Raw genomic sequence first — 20,131 nt, forward strand, 5'->3', positions numbered from 1 at the left:
ACCACCACGCGCGCCGGCGTTCGCGACGAGAGGACGACCCCCGCCGTGTCAGCAGACGCCACGACCGAGACGACCGACACCACGGCCGCCACCGGAGGGCGACGGCCGCTGCGGGTGCTCATCGCCGCCGACACCTTCGCGCCCGACGTCAACGGGGCCGCGACCTTCACCGAGGAGCTCGCGCTCGGCCTCGCCGCCCGGGGGCACGAGGTGCACATCATCGCGCCGTCGTGGAACCGGTGGCACGCCGGGTCGTTCGACGAGGAGTACCGTGGCGTGACGCTCACCGTGCACCGGCTGGCCTCGTACCGGTGGCCGGCGCACGAGTGGTACCGCTTCGCCTGGCCCTGGACGGTGCGCAAGCACACCGCACCGATCATCGCCGCGCTGCAGCCCGACGTGGTGCACATCCAGTCCCACATCGTCGTCGGTCGCGGCGTCGCCCGCGAAGCGCACGACCGGGGGATCCGGATCATCGGCACGAACCACTTCATGCCGGAGAACCTGCTCGAGTACACGCCGTTCGGCAAGCGCACGACGCCCCTCGCGTTGAAGATCGCCTGGGCGGACGCGGCCAAGACCTACCGTCTGGCCGAGGCGATCACGACCCCGACCGAGCTCGCGGCGGACTACCTGCGCGATGCCATCGCCGGGCAGCCGGTCCTGGCGATCTCGTGCGGCGTCGACGCCACCCGCTACACGCCGGCGAGCGGACGGCCGGCGGGCAACGACATCGTCTTCGTCGGCCGGGTCGCGCCGGAGAAGAACCTCGACGTCATGATCCGGGCGCTCCCGCTGCTGCCGGCCTCGCTCGACGCCCGCTTCACCATCGTCGGCGACGGCGACATGATCCCGAAGCTCACCGCGCTGGCGAAGGAGATCGGGGTCGAGGACCGGGTCCGCTTCCTCGGGTTCGTGTCCGACGAGGTCAAGCTCCGCACGCTCACCGAGGGCACCGTCTTCGTGATGCCGTCGACGGCGGAACTGCAGAGCATCTCGTCGCTCGAGGCGATGGCCTCCGGGCTGCCCGTCGTCGCGGCGGACTCGATGGCGCTGCCGCACCTGATCGACGGCAACGGGTACCTGTTCACCCCGGGGGACGAGCACGACCTGGCGGCGAAGCTGACCTCGGTGCTGACCGCTCCGGACGACGAGTACCAGGCGATGCGGCAGCGCAGCCTGACCATGATCGAGGCACACGACATCAACCGCACCCTCTCGACGTTCGAGGCGCTGTATCGTGGGGAGCCGGTGGCTTCGGCCCCCGAGGGGCGGTAGCCAAGCTGGTCAAGGCAGTCGGCTCATAACCGAACGATTCGCGGGTTCAAGTCCCGCCCGCCCTACGTGCACCTGCCGTCCAAGAAGCGCCCGCCCGAAGACACGAGCCATGCGCCCACCCCGAACGTGATGTTCGAGGTGAGCCGCGCGGGCACCGGCGTGCGCGTCAACGCCTTCCGCATCGGGTTCATGGGTGCGATCGGTGTGCTCGTCGCGCTGTTGGCCGGGACGCTCGTGCACGAACTCAGCACGGTGCTGGTCTACATCGGCGTCGCGCTGTTCATCGCGCTGGGCCTCGACCCCCTCGTGAACCTGCTCGAGCGGTACATCCCGCGCTGGGCGGCGATCCTCATCGTGGTCGTCGTCGTGCTCGGGGCCTTCGTCGGCGTCGTGTTCGCGATCGTGCCGATCTTGGTGAACCAGGCGACGAACCTGGTGAAGAACTTCCCGGAGATCGTCGGCGACATCTCGAAGCTCGGGTGGGTGCAGGACCTGGCCCGGCAGTTCGAGGGCTCCTTCGACGTCGACCATGCGCTCGAGTCCGTGCAGACGTTCGTGGAGAACCCGGGCAACCTGCTGAGCCTCGGCGGCGGGATCCTGGCGGTGGGCAGCGGCATCCTGTCCGGGTTGACCGGTGCGCTCATCGTCATCATCCTGATGCTCTACTTCCTCGCCTCGATGCGCGGGCTGAAGACGATGGTCTACCGGTTCGTCCCGGCCTCGCGTCGCGAGAACTTCGTCGAGGTCAGCGAGCAGGTGACCTCCTCCGTCGGCCGCTACGTCGTCGGGCAGATCACCCAGGCCGGCATCAACGGCGTGCTCAGCATCATCTGGCTGCTCGTCATCGGGGCGCCGCTGCCCGTGCTGTTGGCGTCCTTCGCGTTCCTCGGGTCGCTCATCCCGCTGGTTGGGACCCTCGGGGCAGCCGTGCTCATCTCGCTGCTCTGCCTGTTCGCATCGCCGGCCACGGCGCTGGCGGCGGCGATCTACTACCTCGTGTACATGCAGGTCGAGGCGTACATCATCTCGCCGCGCATCATGTCGCGGGCCGTGCAGGTGCCCGGGGCGCTGGTCGTCATCGCCGCGATCGCCGGTGCCACGATCGGCGGGGTGCTCGGCGCGCTCGTTGCCGTGCCGGCGGCGGCGTCGGTGATCATCATCGTGCAGAAGGTCATCTACCCGCGCCAGGAACTGTCCTAGTCGCTCCGAGGTCCACCGCGGGATCGTTCTGCGGGTCTTCTCCCACCGACATGGCCCGGATGGTTGCCGTTCCCAGTCGGCACCTGGCATGATGAGCGTGTCCTCCGGGACATCACAATCGCATACCGATGGTCCCGAACGGGGTCCTCCGCTGTACAGGTCGATGGGGAAGTCGCACCTGACGATCGGAGGAATCGTGACTGGGTCAACGTCAGGAGTGCTCTACGTGCACTCCTCACCACGCGCGCTCTGCCCACACGTCGAATGGGCGGCAGGTCGCGCGATGAACCGCGCCGTGAACTTCTCGTGGCTCGACCAGCCCGCACTCGACGGTTCGCGCCGCACCGAGTTCACCTGGTCCGGGCCGATCGGGTCCGGTGCGGCGATCGCCTCTGCGCTGCGCGGGTGGGAGCACCTGCGCTTCGAGGTCACCGAGGACGCCACGACGGACTCCGACGGCGGCCGGTGGATGCACACCCCCGACCTCGGCGTCTTCTACGCGCAGACCGACGTCACGGGCAACATGGTCGTCCCCGAGGACCGGATCCGCTACGCGATGGAGATCGCGGGCAGCAACGCCCTCGAGCTGCACCGTGAGCTCCGGCTCGCACTCGGCCAGGCGTGGGACGACGAACTCGAGCCCTTCCGCCACGCGGCCGAGGGCAACCCCGTCGTCTGGCTGCACCGCGTCGGCTGAGTCCGCACGTTCCTCCCGTCACACCGAACGCCGTCCTGCGGGGCGGCGTTCGGCGTTCTGGGCGCGCCCGCCGGTTAGGCGCGCCCGGCCTCCGTCGCCGAGCGGTCACGTCCTGTCGGTTGCGGGCCTCCGAAGCGACGCGTGGTGACCAGTCGGCGGGAGGTGAGCGGGGTGTCGTGACCGCTCGGCGGCTGAGCCCGGCTGGCGGAGCCTCCCGCTCGTCGGCGGGTGCCGGGGGTGGGCGCGCCCGTCCCGTGTCGCCGAGCGGTCACGTCCTGTCGGTTGCGGGCCTCCAGAGCGACGCGTTGTGACCAGTCGGCGGGAGGTGAGCGGGGTGTCGTGACCGCTGGGCAGGGGCCCGACCGACCGTGCAAACGCCCCCGGACGGACGGGAGGCCCGCCCCGCGACGCGGGACGGGCCTCCTGACCGGCAGGTGGATCAGACGGAACGGAACGCCACCACGGCGTTGTGCCCACCGAAGCCGAACGAGTTGCTCACCGCGAGCAGGTCACCCTGCGGCAGGTCGCGCGGCGCCGTCGCGACGTCCATCACGATCTCGGGGTCCTGCTCGGTGAGGTTGATCGTCGGCGGTGCGACGCGGTTCTCGAGTGCGAGGACGGTGAAGACGGCCTCGATCGCCCCGGCACCACCGAGCAGGTGCCCGGTCGAGGCCTTCGTGGCGGACACGACGACGGAGTCGAGGTGCTCGCCGAAGACCCGACGCATGGCGTGGTACTCGGCGACGTCGCCCACCGGAGTGGAGGTCGCGTGCGCGTTGACGTGCGCGACGTCCTCACGGCTGGCGTCGGCGTGCTCGAGCGCCATCAGGACGGCACGGGCGGCCGCGGAGCCCTCGGGGTCCGGCGCGGTGATGTGGAACGCGTCCGAGGTGATGCCGGAGCCGGCGACCTCGGCGTAGATGTGCGCACCGCGGGCCTCGGCGTGTTCCTTGGTCTCGAGGATCAGCGCGGCGGCACCGTCGGCGAGCACGAAGCCGTCGCGGGTGACGTCGTACGGACGCGACGCGGTCTCGGGGGAGTCGTTGCGACGGGACAGCGCCTGCATCGCGGCGAACGAGGCGAGGGGCAGCGGGTGGAGCGCGGCCTCGGCACCACCGGCGATGACGATGTCGGCGTCACCGAAGGCGACGTGGCGGTAGGCCTCGGCCAGGGACTCCGTCGAGGAGGCGCAGGCGGAGAGGTAGGTGCGGGCGCCACCACGAGCGCCGAACTCCATCTCGATGGCGGCGGCGGGGCCGTTCGCCATGAGCATCGGGACCGTCATCGGCATGACGCGACGCGGGCCCTTCTCGCGGAGGGTGTCCCACGCGTCGAGGAGCGTGTTCACGCCGCCGATGCCGGTCGCCCAGTCGACGATGAGTCGCTCGGGGACGACGGACTCCGCGTCGATGCCGGCGTCGGCCCAGGCTTCGCGCGCCGCGATGAGCGACAGCTGCGAGGACGGGTCGAGCCGCTTCGACTCGGGACGGGTGAGCTGGTCGGTGACGAAGCGACGCGCCTGGCCGGCGAACTCGACGGGGAGCTCCAGCTCGGCGTAGCGGGGGTCTTCGATGCGGCTGATGCCGGACTCACCGGCGAGCAGAGCCGCCCAGGATTCCTTGGCGGTCGCAGCGAGGGGACTGATCGCACCGATCCCGGTGACGACGACGGTTCTCTTGGTCATGAACGACGGTTCTTTCTGCGAGGGACAAGACGAGCGCCGCGGGCCATGACTCGAGGGTCAGCGGCCCGCGGCGCTCAGGAAGCTCGTTTCAGGCCTGGGCCTTGACGATGAAGTCGACGGCGTCGCCGACGGTCTTGAGGTTCTTGACCTCTTCGTCGGGGATCTTGACGTCGAACTTCTCTTCGGCGTTCACGACGATGGTCATCATCGAGATGGAGTCGATGTCGAGGTCGTCGGTGAACGACTTGTCTGCGGCGACGGTGTCGGTAGCGATACCGGTCTCGTCGTTGATCAGCTCGGCCAGGCCGGCGAGGACTTCTTCGTTGGACAGGGCCATGAGTGTTCTCCTTGAGGGGGGTGTCGTTTGACCGTGGGACAGCCTAGGGCACGGGCAGCGCCCGCGCCCGGAGGCGCGTGGGACTAGGGGAGGACGACCACCTGCGCGCCGAACACGAGTCCGGCGCCGAACCCGATCTGCAGGGCGAGTCCGCCCGACAGCTCCGGGTGCTCGGAGAGCAGGCGGTGTGTGGCGAGCGGGATGCTCGCGGCGGAGGTGTTGCCGGTGGTGGTGATGTCGCGGGCGATGGCCACCGTGTCCGGGATGCCGAGCTGCTTCGCGAACTCGTCGATGATCCGGATGTTCGCCTGGTGCGGCACGAACGCGGCGAGCTGGTCGGCGCGGACGCCGGCCGCCTCGAGTGCCTGACGAGCGACCTTCACCATCTCCCACACGGCCCAGCGGAAGACCGTCTGACCGGCCTGGCGCATGGTCGGGCGGGGTGCGCCGGCCTCCCACTCGTTGTAGGTCGCGGTCATGCCGATCGCGTCCCACTTCGAGCCGTCGGAGCCCCAGATGCTCGGGCCGATGCCGGCGGTGTCGCTCGGACCGACGACCGCGGCGCCGGCGCCGTCGCCGAGGAGGAACGAGATCGAGCGGTCGGTCGGGTCGACGACGTCGCTGAGCTTCTCGGCACCGATGACCAGCACGTGGTCGGCGATGCCGGACTTGACGAACGAGTCGGCCTGGGCGATGCCGTACGCGTAGCCGGCACACGCGGCGCTGATGTCGTACGCGGCCGCCGGGGTGGCGCCGAGGCGCTCGGCGAGCAGCGAGGCCAACGACGGCGTGGCGACCGAGTGCGTCACGGTCGCGACGAGCACGACACCGATCTGGTCGGGGGTCAGGCCGGCCTTCGCGATTGCTTCGCGGGCAGCCGTCTCGGCGAGGTCCACCGCCTCGACGTCGCGGCCGGCGCGCATGCGGGTCACGATGCCGGTGCGCTGGCGGATCCACTCGTCGGACGAGTCGATCGGGCCGATCAGGTCCTCGTTCGGGACCGCGTTCTCGCCGCGCGCGGCGCCGAAGGCCAGGATGCGGGTGAACTCGTGGCCGCGTCGCTGGGACAGGACCGGTCGGGTGCCGGACTGGAGGCCCGTGGCCGCGTCGGCCCCGCCGGTGGCGGTCGCACTGCTGGCGTCGCCGGTGTTGCTGGTGTCGCCGGTGTTGCTCGTGTCGGTCATCGGGTGCCCTCGGTGGTGTCGGCGGCGGCGCTCTGGAGCAGCTCGACCGCGGCGGGCAGGTCCTCGGGGGTCTTGATCGCGGCGGTCGGGGTCCCGCGGAGCCCACGCTTGGCGAGACCGACGAGCGCCCCGGCTGGAGCGAGCTCGATGATCCCGGTGACGCCGGCCTGCTGGAACGACGACATCACGGCGTCCCAGTGCACCGGGCTGGCGATCTGACGGACCATCAGGTCGACGAAGTGCCGACCGTCCTGGACCTGCGAGCCGTCGGCGTTGGTCCAGAGCGGCAGGGTGGGGTCCTGCACGGTGGCGGCTGCGGCGACGGGGGCGACCCGGTCGACGGCCGGGGCCATGAAGCGGGTGTGGAAGGCTCCGGCGACCGCGAGCGGGATGACCCGGGCCTTCGCGGGCGGCTCGGCGGCGAGACGGGCGATGGCGTCGGCGGGCCCGGCGACGACGGTCTGGCCGCCGCCGTTGTGGTTCGCGGCGGTGAGCCCGAGCGACTCGAGGGCCGCGGCGAGCTCGTCGGCGTCGCCACCGAGGACGGCCGCCATCGACGTCGGCTCGAGGGCAGCGGCGGCCGCCATCGCCCGGCCGCGCTCGGCGACCAGGGACACCGCGTCGGTCGGCGTGAGGACACCGGCGACGGCAGCTGCGGTGAACTCACCGACGGAGTGTCCGGCGACGCCGCCGACCAGGTCACGTCGACCGTCGGCGAGCAGGGCGTCGGCGGTCACGAGTCCGGCGGCCACGATGAGCGGCTGCGCCAGGGCGGTGTCCTTGATGGTGTCCGCGTCGGAGTTCGTGCCGTGTTCGGCCAGGTCGACGCCGATCGCCTCGGACCACTGCCCGACTCGGTCACGGACGGCGGAGTCCTCGAGCCAGGGGGCGAGGAAGCCGGGGGTCTGGGAGCCCTGTCCGGGCGCGACGACGACGATCACCGGTCAATCCTGTCTGCCTGTCCCCGCAGGACCCGTGTGGACTCCCCACACGGATTCCGCGGTTGCGTTGTAGGAAATCACCGCCGATCACATGCGGCGGCGGTCGCCTCCGCCTCGTCACGTCGTGGCCGAGCCGTGAAACACCGGTGTTCGTCGAAGACACCGCGGATCCGCGCGGTGTCTTCGACGAACACCGGTGTTTCGCGAGCAGAGCTGACTACCGCCGGGTCGGACGACGACGGGTGGACGCCGATTCGGACATCGCGCCGAGGATGAGCGCCGACTGCACGATGAGGGCGTCGCGGGCGTGCGTGGCGTCCCAGCCGATGATGTCGGCGACACGGCGCAACCGGTAGCGCACCGTGTTCGGGTGCACGAAGAGCTCGCGCGCGGTCGCTTCGAGGGAGCGCCCGGTGTCCAGGTAGCACCAGAGCGTCTGCAGGAGTTCGGTCGACTGGTCCTTCAGCGGGATGTAGATCCGCTGCACCAGCGCCGACCGGGCGAGCGGGTCGCCGGCCAGTGCCCGCTCGGGCAGCAGATCGTCCGCGAGTGCCGGCCGGGGTGCCCCACGCCAGGCCCGAGCGACCGCGAAGCCGGCGAGGGCGGCCTTGGCACTGGTCGAGGCGTCGACCACGCCGGGGACCTCGTTGCCGAGCACCAGGTGGCCCTCGCCGAACAGCGGTTCGAGCTCCTGGGCGATGGACATGAACGACACCGGCTCTTCACCCTCGGGGACGTCGTCCCGCGGGGTGGCCCGCCCGATGACGACGACGAGTCGGGAGCCCTGCACGCCGATGAGCACGTCCGCGTCCTGGTGCCGGGCCGTCCGGCGGACCTGGTCGACCTCGAGCTGCCGCGGGGCGGTCCCGACGAGCACCGCGACCTCACCGTGTCCGTGCCAGCCGAGGGCGGCGATGCGCGACGGCAGTTCGTCGTCGTACTCACCCGACAGGATCGAGTCGACCACCAGGGCTTCGAGACGGGCGTCCCAGAGCCCCCGGGCCTCGGCCGCGCGCGCGTAGACGTCGGCGGCGGCGAACGCGATGTCGCGCGAGTACTTGAGGATCGCCTCCTGCAGCATCTCGTCGTCGGCGGCGCGTTCCTCGACGACGGTCACCACGACGCGGATGAGCTGCAGGGTCTGCTGCAGGCTCACCGAGCGCAGGAGTTCCCGTGGCGCCGATCCGAAGACGTCGGCCGCGGCGATCCACGGGGTCGACGCACTGCCCTCGAGCCACGAGATGAACGACGTGATGCCGGCCTGCGCCACCATGCCGACCGCCGAGCGTCGGCCCGGCGGCATCTCGCTGTACCAGGGGAGCGTGTCCTCGAGCCGCTTGATCGTCGCGGTTGAGAGCTCGCCCGACACCTGCCGGAGCCAGGAGAGCGCCCGTGCCCGGTCGTCCTCCCGCGCTCCGGCGGTGTCGGTGCGTGGTGTCGTCACCAACGGGTCAGCTCTCGCCGCCCGCGCTGCCGGTCGTGCCGGCGGTCACGTCGTGCAGACGGTACTTGTCGATCGCCTGCTGCAGGACCGAGGCGTCGAGCTTGCCCTGGCGGACCAGCTGCTGCAGCGTCCGCACGACGACCGAGGGGCCGTCGATGTGGAAGAAGCGGCGTGCTGCCGGACGGGTGTCCGAGAAGCCGAAGCCGTCGGCGCCGAGCGTGGCGTAGTCGGTCGGGACGAACGGGCGGATCTGCTCCTGCACGGCGTGCATGAAGTCGCTGACCGCCACGACCGGGCCCTCGGTCCCGAGCAGACGCTCGGTGACGTACGGGGTGCGCGGCTGCTCGTTCGGGTTGAGGAACGCGTGCTGCTCGGCGTCCACACCGTCACGGTAGAGCTCGCCCCAGCTGGTGACGCTCCAGACGTCGGCCGACACGCCCCAGTCCTCGGCGAGGAGCTGCTGCGCCTCGAGGATCCACGGCACGGCGACACCGGAGGCGAGCAGCTGGGCCTTGGGGCCGTCGTGCTCGCTGGCCTTGAGCAGGTACATGCCCTTGACGATGCCCTCGACGTCGACGCCCTCGGGCTCTGCCGGCTGCACGAGCGGCTCGTTGTAGACCGTCAGGTAGTACATGACGTTCGGGTCGTCGTGCGACGGCGTGCCGTCCTCGTTCGTGCCGTACATGCGGTCGAGGCCGGTCCGGACGATGTGTCCGATCTCGTACCCGTACGCGGGGTCGTACGACACGACCGCCGGGTTCGACGCGGCGAGGAGTGGCGAGTGGCCGTCGGCGTGCTGCAGGCCTTCACCGGTCAGGGTGGTGCGGCCCGCGGTGGCGCCGATCATGAAGCCACGGGTCATCTGGTCGCCCGCGGCCCAGATCGCGTCACCGGTGCGCTGGAAGCCGAACATCGAGTAGAAGACGTAGACCGGGATCAGCGGCTCGCCCTGGGTCGAGTACGACGTGCCGACGGCGGTGAAGGCCGCCATCGCGCCGGCCTCGTTGATGCCGACGTGGATGATCTGGCCCTGCGGGCTCTCCTTGTAGGCCAGGAGGAGTTCGCGGTCGACCGAGGTGTAGTGCTGGCCGTTCGGGTTGTAGATCTTGGCGGTCGGGAAGTACGCGTCCATGCCGAACGTGCGCGCTTCGTCCGGGATGATCGGGACCACGCGGTTGCCGAAGTCCGGCGAGCGGAGCAAGTCCTTCAGCAGTCGGGCGAACGCCATCGTCGTGGCGACCTCCTGCTTGCCGGAGCCCTTCTTCACGACCTGGTACTTCGACTCGTCCGGCAGGTTGACCTGCGTGTACTTCGTGCGACGCTCCGGCACGTAGCCACCGAGTTCACGGCGACGCTCGTGCATGTACTGGATCGCCTCGTCGTCGTTGCCCGGGTGGTAGTACGGCGGCGTGTAGGGGTTCTCCTCGAGCTGCGCGTCCGTGATCGGGATGCGCATCTCGTCGCGGAACTGCTTGAGGTTGTCGAGCGTCAGCTTCTTCATCTGGTGGGTCGCGTTGCGGCCCTCGAAGCTCGGGCCCAGGCCGTAGCCCTTGACCGTCTTCGCCAGGATGACCGTCGGCTGGCCCTTGTGCTCGCTGGCGGCCTTGAACGCCGCGTAGACCTTGCGGTAGTCGTGGCCACCGCGCTTGAGGTTCCAGATCTGGTCGTCCGAGTAGTCCTTGACCAACTCGAGCGCCTTCGGGTCGCGCCCGAAGAAGTTCTCACGGACGTAGGCACCGTTCTCGGCCTTGTACGTCTGGTAGTCGCCGTCCGGCGTCGCGTTCATCAGGTTGAGGAGCGCGCCGTCGGTGTCACGGGCGAGCAGGTCGTCCCACTCGCGGCCCCAGACGACCTTGATGACGTTCCAGCCCGCACCGCGGAAGAACGCTTCGAGCTCCTGGATGATCTTGCCGTTGCCGCGGACGGGTCCGTCGAGGCGCTGGAGGTTGCAGTTGATGACGAAGTTCAGGTTGTCGAGACCGTCGTTCGCGGCGACCTGGAGCTGGCCGCGGGACTCGACCTCGTCCATCTCGCCGTCACCGAGGAAGGCCCAGACCTGCTGGTCCATGGCGTCCTTGATGCCGCGGTTGGACAGGTACTTGGCCTGCTGCGCCTGGTAGATCGCGTTGATCGGGCCGATGCCCATCGACACGGTCGGGAACTGCCAGAAGTGCGGCATGAGACGCGGGTGCGGATACGACGACAGACCGCCACCGGCGTGGGACTTCTCCTGGCGGAAGCCGTCGAGCTGGTCCTCGCTCAGGCGGCCTTCCATGTAGGCGCGTGCGTACATGCCGGGGGAGGCGTGGCCCTGGAAGAAGACCTGGTCGCCGCCGGACGGGTGGTCCTGCGCGCGGAAGAAGTGGTTGTAGCCGACCTCGTACATGGCGGCACTCGACGCGTAGGTCGAGATGTGGCCACCGACCGAGATGCCGGGACGCTGCGCGCGGTGCACCGTGATGGCCGCGTTCCAACGGATCCACCGCCGGTAGCGACGCTCGAGCTCTTCGTCGCCGGGGAACTCGGGCTCGTCCTCCGGCGCGATCGTGTTGACGTAGTCGGTCGTCGGGACCATCGGCACACCGAGGTGCAGCTCGTTCGAGCGCTTCAGCAGGCTCTGCATGATCTCGCGAGCCCGCTGGTGTCCGTGGGTAGCGACGAGGCCGTCGAGGGACTCACGCCATTCGGCGGTCTCCTCCGGGTCCTGGTCCGTTCCTGCGGTGCTGCGCGGGTCCTGGTCGTTCACCGTCACCGTTGACCTCGTTCGTTCTCGTGGTGGTGGACATGTCGGGCCGTCGGTGGTCGGATCACGACCGGGGACGGGCCGCGTCCACTCTAGGCCCACGCACCGACGCTCCCGCTGACGGCGACGCGCACCGGACGCCACTTGCGTTCGGACGGCGTCGGCGTAGCATGGCCGACCGTGCGTCCGCGACCGGTGGACGTGTGGAACCGTAGGGCACACCCAACGCCCTGGGAGAGAAGCACCCCAACGATGGCTCTGGAGATCGGCTCACTCGCGCCGGACTTCGAGCTCCCGAACCAGTTCGGTGAGCACGTCCGACTCAGCGACCACCGCGGACACCGCCCGGTCGCCCTCGTCTTCTTCCCCCTCGCGTTCTCGTCCACCTGTACGGACGAGCTCTGCACCCTGCAGGACAACATCGCGATGTTCCAGGACCAGCGCATCGAGCTGATCGGCATCTCGGTCGACTCGAAGGCGACGCTCCGCTCCTTCGCGCAGGTCAACGGCTACGACTTCGAGCTGCTGGCGGACTTCTGGCCGCACGGCGCCGTCTCGAAGGAGTACGGCGTCTTCCTCGAGAAGAAGGGCTTCGCCACCCGCGCGACCTTCGTCATCGACGTGAACGGTCGCATCAAGGCCTCGATCATCACCGAGCCGGGTGTCGCCCGCGACGTGACGGAGTACCGGGCGGCCCTCGACCGGCTCGCGGCCTGCGCCGCACCGGTCCCCGTCGCCTGAGCCGCCCCCGTCGCCTCAGCCTCGACCCCTCCACGACGGTGTCGGTTCCGAACTCCGGGTGACGTCACGAGACGTCGGACTGGAGGCACGGTGCGCGTCATCGACACCGGCGCGGTCCCACAGGTGGGGACCGGTGAGACGGACCGGTACGCGCCGTACCCCGTCGTCGCCGACCCCTCACGATGGGGCCTCACCACGACGACCGTGACGACGAGTGCCGGCCCGACGGTCGTCCGGCACCGCCCCGGACCCCGGCCGCTGCTGTTCCTGCACGGCGTCGCCGGATCGTGGACCACGTGGACACCGCTCCTGACCGCAGCGGACGGCGTCGACGAGCGGGGCCTGGTGCTCGTCGACCTGCCCGGCTGGGGCTCCTCGCCGGCACCGGCCGTGCCGCTCGACGTCGACGAGTCCTCGCAGGTCCTGGTCGACGTCCTCGACGCCCTCGGTCTCGACCGGGTCGACGTGGTCGGCCACTCGATGGGGGCCTTCGTCGGCCTCCACCTCGCGGTCACCCGGCCGGACCGGGTGCGGTCCCTCGGCCTCGTCTCCGGCACCACCTTCGCCACCGCTGCCGCCGCACGTCACCCGGTCCGGGCCCTGCGGACGCTGCCGGCCTTCACACTGCTGCGTGCCGGGCTGGCCGTGACCCGTGGAGCCGCCCGGGGCCTCCTGCGCGGACTCGCCCGGATCGGACTGCTGCCGCTGCTGGCAGGACCGGTGTTCGCCGCCGTTCGACAGCTGCCCCCGAGCGTGCTGCAGGCGTTCGTCGACGAGTTCCGTCCGGCCGGCTTCCTCGGCGCGGCCCGCTCGGCCGCGCGCTACGACACCCGGCGCTGGGCCGAGGTGCGGTGCCCGGTCGTGGCGGTCGCGGGCCGGCAGGACGTGTTCGCGCGGGTCGACGACCTGGCGCGTCTCCGTGGGGTCCTGCCGGACGTCCGCACGGTCCTCCTGGAGGACTGCGGGCACTTCGCGCACGTCGAACGCCCCGACGCGGTGGTCCGCGAACTGCTCAGCTGAACTCGATCGGCGTCCCGATCGGCAGCTTCGCGAGCGCATCGGTCATCGCGGCCGTGATCCGGACGCAGCCGTGCGAGGAACCGGTCGGGTCCGGGTAGAAGTGCAGCGCCGTGAGGGCCGCGTTGCCGCCGTACCCGGAGAGCTTCGACGAGTGCGCACCGGTCAGCGAGATCGGGTGACCCTGCGTGTACCCGACCTGCGGGTCGACGTAGTTCGCCTCCATGTACGTCTTCGTGTCCGCCGGTGTCGGGTCGTCGGGCGTGCCGAGCCGTGCGGTCTCGCTCGTCTCGACGGTGCCGTCGCGGTGCACGATGGCGATGGTGGAGGTCGCGTTGTCGATCCGGACCTCCCGGTCGATGCCCGCGAGCGTGAAGTCGGCGGCGCGGGCCCAGGCGAACGTCGAACTCGGGGCCTCGGCGACGCCGCCGTCGCCGGGCGTCCGGTTCCGGGACGGCGTCGAGACGAGGAGCATGCCGCCGTCCGCGCCGGCCGATCGACCCCAGACAGCGGTCGCGGTCGGCGTGTTGATCGTCGACACCGACGAGGACAGCGTCGCGACCGGAGCGGCGTTAGCGTCGGGCGCGGCGTAGAGCGGGACGAGCGGGGACTTCGGGGTCGCGGTGGTCCACTCGTTCCGAGCGTCCACCTGCGAGCCGTCGAGGAGCTGACCGATCACGGCGTCGTGGAAGGCCAGGGGGAGTGCGGCGAGCGCCTCGTCCGACGGGCGGTCGGGCATGGCGGGCAGCGGCGTGCGGGACGGGGTGGGCGTGGGGGTGGCGGTGGCGACGGCCACTGCGGGGGTGGGGCGGGCCTCCCGGTCGGAGTCTGTGACGGACCACGCGACCGTGGCGGCGGCGACCACGACGGCGAGCGCCCCGGCGCCGACGATCCACCGGCGTCGTGCGGTGCCCTGCTGTGGTGCTGACGGTTCCGTCATCGAAGTCCCCGTTCCCCTGTGTCCATGGTGCTCTCGCCTGTGTCCATGGTGCTCTCGCCTGGGTCCATGGTGCTTCCGCCTGGGTCCATGGCGCTCTCGTCTGGGCTGCGTCCTGGCACGCTGCCCTTCCTCCACAGCATCCCAGACGGTGCTGCGTCGTCCACAGGCATGCCAGCGCGGGCATGGGCGTGGACGGGTGGTGCGTATGCTCGCGGCAACGACCACCGAGGGGGAACCGATGGCCACACCCTGGACCGGCATCATCGAGGATGCACGGCACTACCCGTCACCGCACAACTCGCAGCCCATAGTGGTGCGGGTGGAGGACGACCGGACCGCGACCGTCTTCTACGACCTGCGGCGCGGGCTGCCGGCGGAGTCCTTCGGGATCCCGTTCGGGCACGTCTGCGGCGGCGTGTTCCTCGCCGGGCTCGACCTGGTGGCCCGGGCGCACGGCTTCGCGGTGACCGAGTCGCTCGACCACGCCGAGATGGACTTCGGCCGGGTCGACCGCGACCCGGCGGACCACCTGCACCGGCTGGGCAGCGTGACGCTCACGCCGCACCCGGCGACGGCTGCCGACCGGGAGGCCCTGCACGGCTTCCTCGCTCGGCGCACCTCGCGCAGGCCCTACGACGCGACCCTGGTCGACGACGACGCGATCCGCGCCTCGGAGTCGATCGCGGCGCAGGCCGGACACCGGTTCCGGACGACGGCGGACCGGGCCACGGTGGATGAGATCGTGCGGGTGAACCAGGCGACGCTGTTCGACGACCTGCGGAACGACGCGGTGCACACCGAGATCCTGCACTGGCTGCGGTTCTCGAAGCGCCAGGCGGCGGACACCGGCGACGGGCTGTCGGCCGAGACGATGCTCATGCCGGGGCCGGTGCTGAAGTTCGCGATGGAGCACCGTGGGCTGTGGGAAGCACCCGGCATCGGTGCCGCGTTCAAGAAGGTCTACCTGTCGACGATGCGGGGCGTGCGGCAGCTCGGGTGGCTCGAGGGGCCGTTCGGGTCGCCGGCGGAGTACGTCGAGGCGGGTCGGACGTTCATGCGGATCTGGTTGGACCTCGACGCGCGGGGGATCGCCCTGCACCCGTTCGGGACGGTCATCACGAACCCGCGGTCGCACGCGGCGTTCGTCGAGCGTGCCGGCGTCGACGAGTCCGACGGGCGTATGGCGTGGATGCTGTTCCGCTTCGGCCGGAGTGCGCCGCCGCCCCTGGCGCACCGACGACCTGCGTCGGCGATGACGCTCGTCGCGACTGCGGACGGCGGTGCCTCGTGAAGCGCGCGGCGGTGTTCACGGTGGTGTGGGTCGTCGAGGCGGTCGTCGGACTGTTCATGCCGCGGGTCGGGACGCACAAGTTCCTGCTCGCGCCGGGCATCGAGCCGCTCCGGTGGACCCTCGGGCGGTGGCGTGCGTGGCGGACGGCGGAGCTCGCAGCGAAGCGGGTGCCCGCGTACCGGGCGTTCCTGGCGGGCGCGGGGCGTTCCTCCCGGCTGGACACGCGCAGCGGGATCGCCTCGGCGTTCTCGGCGTTCTCGGCGCTGCCGGAGATGGACAAGGAGTCCTACGTCAAGCGGTGGACGATCCCGGAGCGCTGTCTCGACGGGCGGCTGCCGCGACGCGGTGTCGTCGTGGACGAGTCGTCCGGGTCCTCCGGCGTGCCGACGAGCTGGGTGCGCGGCCCGGACGAGCGTCAGGCGACCCGGCAGCTGCTGCAGCTCGGGTTCGCCCGGACCTCGAAGGAGCTGGCGAAGCAGCCGTTCGTGCTCAACGCGTTCTCGCTCGGCGCGTGGGCGACCGGCATGAACGTCACGGCGTCGCTCACCGAGTCCACGATGATCAAGTCGATCGGGCCGGACCGCGACAAGATCGTGCAGACGATGCAGGAGTTCGGCACCGGGTTCACCTACGTCATCCTCAGCTACCCGCCGTTCCTCAAAGCGCTGTTCGAGGACGACCGGATCGACTGGCGCGAGTACACGATCGTCGCGGCGTTCGGCGGCGAGGGCATCAGCGAGAACATGCGCGCCCACATCGAGCAGTACGCGCACACCGTCCTCGGGTCCTACGGGGCGAGCGACCTCGAGATCAACCTGGGGATCGAGACCGGCTTCTCGGTGGCGGTGCGCAAGGCGATCGCGGCTGACCCGGCACTGTCGAGCGCGCTGACGAAGCAGTCCGAGTACGGCGTCCTGCCGATGGTCTTCCAGTTCAACCCGTTCGGGTACCTGATCGAGACGAACGACCGCGGTGAACTCGTCGTCACGATCACCCGCTCCGAGAACATCAGCCCCCGCATCCGGTACAACATCCACGACCGCGGACACGTGGTCCGGATGCGTGACCTGAAGCCCGTGCTGCGGGCGACCGGGCACGAGGACCTGCTCGCACAGGCGGAACTCGACCTGCCGCTGCTGTTCCACTACGGCCGCTCGGACCTGTCGGTCGACTTCAACGGTGCCGTCGTCGCGCCCGATGCCGTGCGGGACGTCGTCTACGGCGATCCCGTCCTGCTCGAGGCCGTCGAGAACCACCGGCTGATCAGCTACGAGGACGACCAGGGCAACAGGCAGCTGCACATCGCCTTCCAGCTCGCCGCGTCCGTCGAGTCGTTCGATGCGGACCGCGCCCGCCCGGCCGTCGTCGCCGAACTCCGGCGGCTGAACCGTGACTTCTCGAACGCGATCCGCACCGCGCCGGACGGCACCCTGCCGACCGTGGCGTTCTACCCGTACCGGACCGGGCCGTTCCGTGAGGACGGTCGGAAGCTCAAGAACGAGTACGTGTGGCAGCTCGGACCCGGATCCGTCGACGAGTGGGACCTGGACCTCGGGTGGGTGGCGTCGAAGGACGTCTGAGAAGGTCCCTCCGGGGCGGTGGTGCCGCCGCGCGTCAGTGGTACTGCGGCGGCCAGTCGAACGCTGCCGGCGGGTGGGGGACCTCGCCGATCGTCGTCACATCGAGTCCGATCTGCCGCAGGTTCGTCAGCTCGATGGACCGCGGGTTGCCGAAGTACCGCTTGCCGTCCACCCACACCGTCAGCTCGCCACGCAGCCCACCGACGTGTGCCGGGCCGAGGGAGACACCCCACTCGTCGAAGAACTGCCCCAGCGTGAACGTCCGGCGGGTCGGGGACTCGACGTGCAGGATGCCCGACGTGTCGTGCGTGTGCAGCTGCGCGGCGAACCGCTGCGACTTCGAGTGCCCGACGTTGCCCGGTACGACGACCGGGGTGTCGCCGTCCGTGATCGTCAGGTGGGTGTGGACGTGCTCGGCCAGGCGTTCGCCCCAGACGTTCTCGAGCCCGGCCTCCTGTGCCCGGTGCCCCAGGTCTGTCGGGCGCGGCCACGGGGGTGCGACCGACGTCGTGTCGGCACCGGGGGCCGAGCAACCGGTGAGCAGGGCGATGAGGACGGCGGCGACGACGACGGCGGGGGAGCGGCGCATGCGGACGAGCGTAGTCAGGGGACCGGCGTCGCTCTCGGCGCACCCGTAGGATGTGGGGTGCGCCGCAAGCGGTGCGAGGGGCCTTTAGCTCAGCTGGTAGAGCGCCACGTTTACACCGTGGATGTCGTCGGTTCGATCCCGGCAGGGCCCACCGACAAGAGGCAGGATCGTCTTCAGCTCGGTCTCGCCCGTCGAGTGGTGGATCCGGCTCGAGATCGTGGTGCTGACGGTGAGCTGCCGGTGCCCGAGGCGCCACGCTGGTTCCGCCGCAGGACGGTTCGAGTCGCTTCGCTCGGTTCGGACCTTCTCGCTTCGCTCCTGGGTCGTCACTCGTCGAGCCGGTTCGCTCCACCGCGCTGGACCACGCGGTGATCAGTCGAGCGGGCGACATCGATCAGCTCGACGATCTCGCTCGTGGTGAGCGTGCCGGCACGGTGCGACGCCAGTCGGGGCCTGCGCGGAGGTGAGCGGGGTTCTCGAGATCGCCACGGTCTCTCGGTGTCCGACCGGAGAACTCAGCGGCTCGGCGCATCCTGGACAGGTCGTGGAGAGGTCGTGGACACGAGCAGGATTCACGTCGCACCCTGGAACCGCGGGAGCGCAACTGAGCGAGTGCCTTCCCGGCACGTCCGTCTCAGCCGTTCTCCGTCTCGTTGATCCGCATCGAAGCGACTCAGGAGGACGCGATGGAACACGTCACACAGACCGGACCTGCTCGGTCCGGAACCGTCACCCGGACCCGTCAGCACGGAGCACCCCGATGACGCCCCGGCTGGTCGGCGCCGCGGTGGTCGTCGCCGCAGCCGGCGCCGTGGTGCTCGCCCGACGTCGCCGACCACGATCCGCGCCGGGGACGGGAGCGGCCTCCGCTCCGCGGTCGGGATGGCTCGCCGTCACCGTCGCCCGCGACGTCGACGACGTCCTGCCGGCGGGACGGACGCCGGGGCCGCTCGCGCGGTTCGGTGACGCCGTCGAACTGGAGGCCCGGATCGCGCCCGGCGACAAGGGCACCGAGTTGCGCGCCCGCTTCCGGCCGGGTGCCTCCCGAGCAGCAGCAGCGGGCGACCGCGACCGCGGACGGCTTCGCGCTGCGTTGCGGGAAACCAAGCAACTGATCGAGGTCGGCGAGGTGCTCCGGGTCGACCCGGTGCCCCACGGCCGCCGAACGGCCACGCCGACCGGAGCACTCGTGGAACTGGCGACGGCGCGGAGCAACGAGGAGGGGACACTGTGAAGGCACTGTGTTGGACCGGGGTCAACGAGACCTCGGTGGAGACGGTCGAGGACCCGGCGATCCTCAACGACCACGACGTCATCCTGCGGGTGCGGCTCAGCACCACCTGTGGCTCGGACCTGCACCTGCTCGGCGGGTACATCCCGACGATGCGTGCCGGGGACGTCCTGGGCCACGAGTTCATGGGCGAGGTCGTCGAGGTCGGGTCCGCGGTCCGCAAACACCGGGTGGGGGACCGGGTCGTGGTCTGCTCGTTCATCGCCTGCGGACGGTGCTGGTACTGCACACACGGGCTGTTCTCGCTCTGTGACAACGGCAACCCGAACCCGGGGCTGACCGAGACGATGTGGGGCTCGCCGATCGGTGGCTGCTTCGCCTACAGTCATGCGCTCGGCGGGTTCGCGGGCAGTCACGCCGAGTACGTCCGCGTGCCGTACGCCGACCAGGGGGCGTTCCCGGTGCCCGACGGGGTGTCGGACGTCGTGGCGCTGTTCGCGTCGGACGCGGCGCCGACCGGGTGGACCGGGGCTGACCTCGCAGGCATCCAACCCGGTGACACCGTCGCGGTGTGGGGTGCCGGTGGTGTCGGCCAGATGGCGGCGCGGGCGGCCATGCTGCTCGGGGCCGAGCAGGTCGTCGTCATCGACCGACTGCCCGAACGCCTCCGGCAGGTCCGGGAGCACATCGGCGCCGAGACCCTCGACCACAGCAGCGAGAGCGTGCTGCCGGAGCTCAAGGAGCGCACCGGAGGCCGCGATCCCGACGTCTGCATCGAGGCAGTGGGGATGGAGGCCCACGGGAAGGGGCCGCAGTACCTGTACGACCAGATCAAGCAGCAGCTCCGGCTGCAGACGGACCGGCCGACGGCGCTGCGCGAGGCGATCTACGCCTGCCGCAAGGGCGGCAGCCTGTTCTCGCTCGGGGTGTTCGGCGGGTTCGTCGACAAGTTCCCCTTCGGCGCGGTGATGAACAAGGGCCTGACGGTCCGTGGCGCTCAGCAGCACGGACACCGCTACATCCCGATGATCCTCGACCGGATCGCCGCCGGGGACATCAGCACCGAGCACCTCGCAACCCACGTCATGCCGCTCGAGGAGGGGCCTCGTGGGTACGAGATGTTCAAGCAGAAGGAGGACGGGTGCGTCCGCGCCGTCTTCCGTCCCGGTTCCTGATGGCGGAGGACGCCGACCGGCAGCACTCGCACCATCACGCACGAACAGCACGAACAGCA

17 protein-coding genes and 2 tRNA genes are annotated in these 20,131 nt (G+C 70.4%); 11 read left to right on the forward strand and 8 right to left on the reverse strand.

What is annotated here, in order from left to right; translation table 11 throughout:
* Window positions 1-45: 45 nt before the first annotated feature.
* From SOM35_RS16505 to SOM35_RS16520, 4 genes are all read left to right on the forward strand, one after another.
* Window positions 46-1,278, forward strand: coding sequence for a glycosyltransferase (locus SOM35_RS16505; protein WP_320516214.1), 1,233 nt, complete (start codon window positions 46-48; stop codon window positions 1,276-1,278).
* A tRNA-Ile gene (locus SOM35_RS16510) sits at window positions 1,269-1,343 on the forward strand. Before SOM35_RS16505 ends, SOM35_RS16510 begins: the two co-directional genes overlap by 10 nt.
* A gap of 64 nt (window positions 1,344-1,407) precedes the next feature.
* Window positions 1,408-2,478: an AI-2E family transporter gene (locus SOM35_RS16515; RefSeq protein ID WP_320516215.1), complete on the forward strand. Its 1,071-nt coding sequence runs from the start codon at window positions 1,408-1,410 to the stop codon at window positions 2,476-2,478.
* A 163-nt stretch (window positions 2,479-2,641) separates the two neighbouring features.
* On the forward strand, window positions 2,642-3,175 hold the full coding sequence (locus SOM35_RS16520) for a DUF3145 domain-containing protein (protein WP_111076390.1): 534 nt from the start codon (window positions 2,642-2,644) through the stop codon (window positions 3,173-3,175).
* Window positions 3,176-3,614: 439 nt separating this feature from the next.
* Here SOM35_RS16520 and SOM35_RS16525 read toward each other — a convergent pair whose 3' ends face one another.
* The 6 genes from SOM35_RS16525 to aceE form a co-directional block, all read right to left on the reverse strand.
* Window positions 3,615-4,859 carry a beta-ketoacyl-[acyl-carrier-protein] synthase family protein gene (locus SOM35_RS16525; RefSeq protein ID WP_221850832.1) on the reverse strand — a complete coding sequence of 415 codons (1,245 nt, stop codon included), beginning with the start codon at window positions 4,857-4,859 and terminating at the stop codon, window positions 3,615-3,617.
* Between the two features lie 88 nt (window positions 4,860-4,947).
* Window positions 4,948-5,196, reverse strand: a complete 249-nt coding sequence (locus SOM35_RS16530) for an acyl carrier protein (RefSeq protein ID WP_058741348.1) — start codon at window positions 5,194-5,196, stop codon at window positions 4,948-4,950.
* Between the two features lie 83 nt (window positions 5,197-5,279).
* Window positions 5,280-6,380: a beta-ketoacyl-ACP synthase III gene (locus tag SOM35_RS16535; protein WP_320516216.1), complete on the reverse strand. Its 1,101-nt coding sequence runs from the start codon at window positions 6,378-6,380 to the stop codon at window positions 5,280-5,282.
* Window positions 6,377-7,321, reverse strand: coding sequence for an ACP S-malonyltransferase (locus SOM35_RS16540; protein WP_320516217.1), 945 nt, complete (start codon window positions 7,319-7,321; stop codon window positions 6,377-6,379). The genes SOM35_RS16535 and SOM35_RS16540 overlap by 4 nt, the downstream gene beginning before the upstream one ends.
* Window positions 7,322-7,538: 217 nt before the next feature.
* The gene (locus SOM35_RS16545) at window positions 7,539-8,765 is read right to left on the reverse strand and encodes a PucR family transcriptional regulator (protein ID WP_181439373.1); all 1,227 of its coding nucleotides are present in this window, start codon (window positions 8,763-8,765) and stop codon (window positions 7,539-7,541) included.
* 7 nt (window positions 8,766-8,772) lie between these two features.
* Complete coding sequence (gene aceE, locus SOM35_RS16550; RefSeq protein ID WP_221850825.1) at window positions 8,773-11,517, reverse strand: pyruvate dehydrogenase (acetyl-transferring), homodimeric type; 2,745 nt, start codon at window positions 11,515-11,517, stop codon at window positions 8,773-8,775.
* Window positions 11,518-11,760: 243 nt separating this feature from the next.
* On the opposite strand from aceE, the gene SOM35_RS16555 reads away from it, so the two are divergent.
* Entirely contained in the window at window positions 11,761-12,249 is a 489-nt protein-coding gene (locus SOM35_RS16555) for a peroxiredoxin (RefSeq protein ID WP_111076396.1), read from the forward strand.
* A 90-nt stretch (window positions 12,250-12,339) separates the two neighbouring features.
* Window positions 12,340-13,269: an alpha/beta fold hydrolase gene (locus SOM35_RS16560; RefSeq protein ID WP_320516218.1), complete on the forward strand. Its 930-nt coding sequence runs from the start codon at window positions 12,340-12,342 to the stop codon at window positions 13,267-13,269.
* Here SOM35_RS16560 and SOM35_RS16565 read toward each other — a convergent pair.
* Window positions 13,262-14,206, reverse strand: coding sequence for a L,D-transpeptidase (locus SOM35_RS16565; RefSeq protein ID WP_320516219.1), 945 nt, complete (start codon window positions 14,204-14,206; stop codon window positions 13,262-13,264). The two genes, SOM35_RS16560 and SOM35_RS16565, sit on opposite strands and share 8 nt — an antisense overlap.
* Before the next feature lie 238 nt (window positions 14,207-14,444).
* On the opposite strand from SOM35_RS16565, the gene SOM35_RS16570 reads away from it, so the two are divergent.
* Together SOM35_RS16570 and SOM35_RS16575 are read left to right on the forward strand one after the other, a co-directional pair.
* Entirely contained in the window at window positions 14,445-15,497 is a 1,053-nt protein-coding gene (locus tag SOM35_RS16570) for a nitroreductase family protein (protein WP_320516220.1), read from the forward strand.
* Window positions 15,494-17,077 carry a phenylacetate--CoA ligase family protein gene (locus tag SOM35_RS16575; RefSeq protein ID WP_320516221.1) on the forward strand — a complete coding sequence of 528 codons (1,584 nt, stop codon included), beginning with the start codon at window positions 15,494-15,496 and terminating at the stop codon, window positions 17,075-17,077. The genes SOM35_RS16570 and SOM35_RS16575 overlap by 4 nt, the downstream gene beginning before the upstream one ends.
* Window positions 17,078-17,111: 34 nt before the next feature.
* On the opposite strand, the gene SOM35_RS16580 is transcribed toward SOM35_RS16575, so the two are convergent.
* Window positions 17,112-17,666, reverse strand: coding sequence for a hypothetical protein (locus tag SOM35_RS16580; protein ID WP_320516222.1), 555 nt, complete (start codon window positions 17,664-17,666; stop codon window positions 17,112-17,114).
* A 78-nt stretch (window positions 17,667-17,744) separates the two neighbouring features.
* Between SOM35_RS16580 and SOM35_RS16585 the strand changes: the two genes are divergently transcribed.
* From SOM35_RS16585 to SOM35_RS16595, 3 genes are all read left to right on the forward strand, one after another.
* Window positions 17,745-17,817 (forward strand) — tRNA-Val (locus tag SOM35_RS16585).
* A 609-nt stretch (window positions 17,818-18,426) separates the two neighbouring features.
* Window positions 18,427-18,900, forward strand: a complete 474-nt coding sequence (locus SOM35_RS16590) for a hypothetical protein (protein ID WP_320516223.1) — start codon at window positions 18,427-18,429, stop codon at window positions 18,898-18,900.
* On the forward strand, window positions 18,897-20,072 hold the full coding sequence (locus tag SOM35_RS16595) for a zinc-dependent alcohol dehydrogenase (RefSeq protein WP_320516224.1): 1,176 nt from the start codon (window positions 18,897-18,899) through the stop codon (window positions 20,070-20,072). The genes SOM35_RS16590 and SOM35_RS16595 overlap by 4 nt, the downstream gene beginning before the upstream one ends.
* The last annotated feature ends 59 nt before the right edge of the window (window positions 20,073-20,131 follow it).

This window comes from Curtobacterium sp. CFBP9011 (assembly GCF_034045095.1).
GTDB lineage: Bacteria > Actinomycetota > Actinomycetes > Actinomycetales > Microbacteriaceae > Curtobacterium.